This is a genomic window from Pseudophaeobacter sp. (assembly GCF_039971195.1).
GTDB lineage: Bacteria > Pseudomonadota > Alphaproteobacteria > Rhodobacterales > Rhodobacteraceae > Pseudophaeobacter.
Genome location: NZ_JBDWPJ010000201.1, coordinates 1 through 4,189 on the forward strand (window position 1 = coordinate 1; position 4,189 = coordinate 4,189).

The following is a 4,189-nucleotide window of genomic DNA, read 5'->3' on the forward strand; positions in this document are numbered from 1 at the left end:
TTCAAACATATGGTTTGGGTGTCGGAACGGGCGCAGTATGAGGCCATCGACGAGATTGAAGACAAGGATGACGTCACCATCCTCAACATCTCGGGCACCGAGTTGCGCCGCCGTCTCTCCGAAGGTCTGGAAATCCCCGAGTGGTTTTCCTTCCCCGAAGTGGTCAAGGAACTGCGCCGCACCAAGCCACCACGCTCCAAACAGGGTTTCACCGTCTTCCTCACCGGCCTCTCTGGCTCTGGCAAATCCACCATTGCCAATGCGCTGATGGTCAAGCTGATGGAAATGGGTGGCCGTCCGGTGACCCTGCTTGATGGGGATATCGTGCGAAAGAACCTGTCTTCCGAGCTGGGGTTCTCCAAAGAGCACCGCGATCTCAACATCCGCCGCATCGGCTATGTTGCTTCCGAGATCACCAAGAACGGCGGTATCGCCATCTGCGCGCCGATCGCGCCCTATGCCACCACCCGCCGCGCCGTGCGCGAAGACGTGGAGAATTTTGGAGCCTTTGTCGAAGTGCATGTGGCCACCTCGCTGGAAGAATGCGAGCGCCGCGACCGCAAGGGCCTGTACAAGCTGGCCCGCGAAGGCAAGATCAAGGAGTTCACCGGGATCTCTGACCCCTATGATGTTCCTGCCAACCCAGAGCTCAGCGTCGAGACCGAGAATGTCGAGGTTGACAACTGCGCCCATCAGGTGCTGCTGAAACTGGAGAACATGGGGCTGATCGCAGGCTAAAGCCTGCCCCTAACTCCTAAAAACCAACGGCGCGCCCTATCTGAGCGCGCCGTTTTTTGTTCGAAAGGCCGCTGAAACAGGTCCTGCCCTCTTCTCACACAACAGCATGAATGGTCTACAAACTGTCGCGCAGAGCGACTGCCGCCCTCAAAAAGAGATTTCCATAGTTCTCAGCGCTGTCTTTGAGATCTTGCAATGCGGGCAAACGGCGGGCGTAGTCCTCGGGGCTCACATGCCGCAAAGCCGCTTCAATCTCAGCCTGGCTGCGACACAGGATAAGCCCCGCGTTTGACGACCCATCACAGGGAAAAAAATCTGTGATGTTTGGACAGCCCCAGTAGATCGGCACCGTTTCGCATAGGATCGCATCTATCAGCTTTTCGCTAAAGTAATTGGGCTCTTGCGTGTTTTCGATGACAACCGAATATCGAAAGGGGGCCAGCCCTTCGACCTTGTTGTCAAAGGGGCTGTAGCCGCGCCCCATAATGCGGGCTTCCGGGTAGTTCCCTTGCAGGTGAGTGACAATCCGGTGGCGCAGCTTGTGACCAGGATGTGAATTCTGGGCCGAAGCGATCAAGGAAAGATCAGCCGTCTTTTCCAACGGGAATTCCAATCCCCCCTCTACCCAGGTGGTACCAAAGGGCAGCATCAATCCATTGGGCAGTTTTGCCAAAAGATCAGGATCATAGGTGAATACACGACAGAACCGCTTCGCGCTCAGGCGCAACAGGTGGTGGTGCGCCGCAGACATGATTTTGGGCTCCATCACCATAAGCGAGAGGTGGGCCGGGCAATGATGGTGCGACTGAAAATGCATCAGGCGTTTGGCAAAAACGATCAAATGATCATTTGGAGCCATATCCGCAATGGTCTTTCCCTCGAGCCGAGCCGGACAACCCAAAGGCCAAATGAGCTCTGACACTGGCCGAGCCGCCAAGTTTTTCCCGAGAGTGCCCCCATAGGGCAACACCGCAATTGCAGCCTTCTCCATTCAAGATCTTTCGTTGTCGTTTCTACGGTTAACGATTTGCATTGTCGCGCGCACTACAGGGTTTCGGGCAACTCAACAGTACCCCGCATCAAAACATAGCCCTTGCCGGCCACCTTGACGCCGGTGATCGCTGAGGGGCTGCCAACACGCGTGACCATTGCCCGTCCGGGACGTCCCATGCCATGGCCCTGTTCAGCGACAAAACTGTCCTTGCTCATCAGCCCATGATGCCAAAGATATGCTGCCATCGCCCCCGTGGCAGAACCGGTAAAGGGATCTTCGGGCGGGCTGGGCGGCGCCATCAGCAGCCGGGACAGGGTATCTCCGGCATCTGTGGCTCCGGGCAGGGTGACCAGAAAAGGCTCCATCATATCAATCCCATCCGCGCCCAGCGCCTGCCCCAACCGAGACAGCGCGTCGAGGTCAAGCCGCGCTGCCGCCAGGGCCTCGTGATCTTTAAGCAGGGTGATGCAAAAAGGCAGTCCGGTAGAGACCTTTTGCGGCGGGGCCAGAATTTCTTCGACCGGTAAGGAGATCGCTGCGGCAACCAAGGTCGGGTCTGGCCTGGCCCCAAACTGCGGCGCAATCTGAGTCATTTCGATCTGGTCACCAGCAACGGTAACCGGCACGATGCCCGCGCCGGTTTCCAGACGAATTTCTCCGTCGCCTATCATGCCGCGATCCCGCATTGCGGCTACGGTGGCGAGTGTCGGATGGCCGGCAAAGGGAATTTCACGGCTGGCAAGGTAATAGCGCACCTTGATGTCTGCCAGATCAGAAGGGCCGGTAAAGGTGCATTCGACCAGTGATGTTTCGCGCACATAGGCGGTACAGGTCTCGAGGGGCAGATGTGCACCGCCATGCACCACGGCGCAGCCATTGCCGCCAAAAGCACGGTCCGAGAAGGCATCGACCCAGTCAAATTCATATCTGCGCATCTTGATCCCTGCCCTAAGCCCTGCGGTGATTTACAGGGATCATAGCGAAACATCAAAGGGGCCGGAACCGCCAGAAAACATCGTGTCAGCAAAAGCCTAGTCGTGGCTTAATCTTAGTGAACTGGCACCGGAGAGAAATCGTTTTGCCGTGCCAGTACAAAGGCCAGTTTACGGTCGGCAACAACGGCCAGTTGCGCACCTTCGGCGTCATGTACCGCATAAAGCTGATCGCGCCCCTCGGCGCTCTCCTGCATCTCCTGCGGCAGATCACTGACGGCAATCGCTTTGACATAGGCCATGCGCGGATTGGTGGTGTTGAAATCATATGGTGTGTACATTGCTCTACCCCTGTTTGATATTGATGGTCTGAACCACGGTTTCAGGACGCGAACGCGTCAGGTCGACGTGCAACAGCCCGTTTTCCATCACCGCCTCGCCCACATCGACGCCATCGGCCAGCACAAACATGCGCTGAAACTGCCGCGCGGCGATTCCCCGGTGCAAAAAGACCCGCCCGTCGCTGTCATCTCCCTGACGGCCACGGATCACCAATTGACGATCCTCGACAGTGATTGCCAGGTCGGCCTCGGCAAAACCAGCAACAGCCAGCGTGATCCGGTAGGAAAAATCAGAGGTTTGTTCAATATTGTAAGGAGGATAGCCCTCATTGCCGGACTTGGCCGAGCGTTCCAGAAGGCGTTCCAACTGCTCAAACCCCAGCATATGCGGATAGGAGCCCAGAGTGAGTTTTGACACGTGTATCGTCCTTTTGCTTCAAAGCGACGTTGATCAGCAGTCCCGTAGCGGCAACTGCCTGGTTAGAATATGGTGGTTTCACTCAAATTCTCAAGTCATTGGCTGCATAGCTCTAGCGGAAAACCTGTTAAGGAAGTATCTTAGCCCTCCCAGACCCCTGTAGATTTTCGAGTCGCCCATGAATGCTTCAGCCGATATGTCAATGAAGACCGACGAGGTTCTGAAAGTGGAGCTGGAAGTGTTTCGCAGGCAACACCGTGACCTCGATGAGGCGATCATTGCCCTGCAAGAACGCGGCACCAGTGACCAGCTCACCATTCGGAGGCTGAAAAAGCAAAAGCTGGGTCTTAAAGACAAGATCTCGCAGATCGAAGACCGGTTAACCCCCGACATTATCGCCTGAGCTTTGTTGCTTCCGCATAGGTAGCGCTCCCGCGCAGCTGCTTTGGCGGCAAGGCCACCAATCCGCCCCTTGGGCCCGGCAGCGCGCCTGGCGGCGCGCTGCTTTTGGCGCGATCAATCGCGCCCGCACCGCGCAAATGCGCGGTGCCATGCCCAACGAGGCATTTGGCAGCTCTGCTGCCATTTTGCCCGGGCGGGAGCCCCCCCCCTTGTGATGCCGGATACCGCGCCCCTTGTGGGGCAAACCCCCGAGGCACTCCAATTCCCCATTGCACCTTGTTTCGCGAGGCATTCATTACTCCTCGCAAAAGATTGTCGCATTGCACCACCGCGATCTTTGACTATAGTGCGCGTTCCTTCCACC

At 57.0% G+C, this 4,189-nt stretch carries 6 protein-coding genes; 2 read left to right on the top strand and 4 right to left on the bottom strand.

From position 1 onward, the window contains the following. Positions 1 to 738: adenylyl-sulfate kinase (gene cysC / locus ABJP42_RS17250; protein WP_348342564.1), on the top strand; the 738-nt coding region annotated here is incomplete at its 5' end. Positions 739 to 853: 115 nt separating this feature from the next. Here cysC and ABJP42_RS17255 read toward each other — a convergent pair. From ABJP42_RS17255 to ABJP42_RS17270, 4 genes are all read right to left on the bottom strand, one after another. Beyond that, entirely contained in the window at positions 854 to 1,597 is a 744-nt protein-coding gene (locus tag ABJP42_RS17255; protein ID WP_348342566.1) for a hypothetical protein, read from the bottom strand. Between the two features lie 185 nt (positions 1,598 to 1,782). Continuing rightward, the gene (locus tag ABJP42_RS17260; protein WP_348342568.1) at positions 1,783 to 2,667 is read right to left on the bottom strand and encodes a PhzF family phenazine biosynthesis protein; all 885 of its coding nucleotides are present in this window, start codon (positions 2,665 to 2,667) and stop codon (positions 1,783 to 1,785) included. Positions 2,668 to 2,780: 113 nt separating this feature from the next. Further along, on the bottom strand, positions 2,781 to 3,005 hold the full coding sequence (locus ABJP42_RS17265) for a DUF1150 family protein (RefSeq protein WP_348342570.1): 225 nt from the start codon (positions 3,003 to 3,005) through the stop codon (positions 2,781 to 2,783). A 4-nt stretch (positions 3,006 to 3,009) separates the two neighbouring features. Then, positions 3,010 to 3,423 (bottom strand): Hsp20 family protein, encoded by a 414-nt coding sequence (locus ABJP42_RS17270; protein ID WP_348342572.1) that lies wholly within the window; start codon positions 3,421 to 3,423, stop codon positions 3,010 to 3,012. 178 nt (positions 3,424 to 3,601) lie between these two features. Between ABJP42_RS17270 and ABJP42_RS17275 the strand changes: the two genes are divergently transcribed. Further along, the gene (locus ABJP42_RS17275; RefSeq protein ID WP_348342574.1) at positions 3,602 to 3,826 is read left to right on the top strand and encodes a YdcH family protein; all 225 of its coding nucleotides are present in this window, start codon (positions 3,602 to 3,604) and stop codon (positions 3,824 to 3,826) included. Positions 3,827 to 4,189 lie beyond the last annotated feature (363 nt).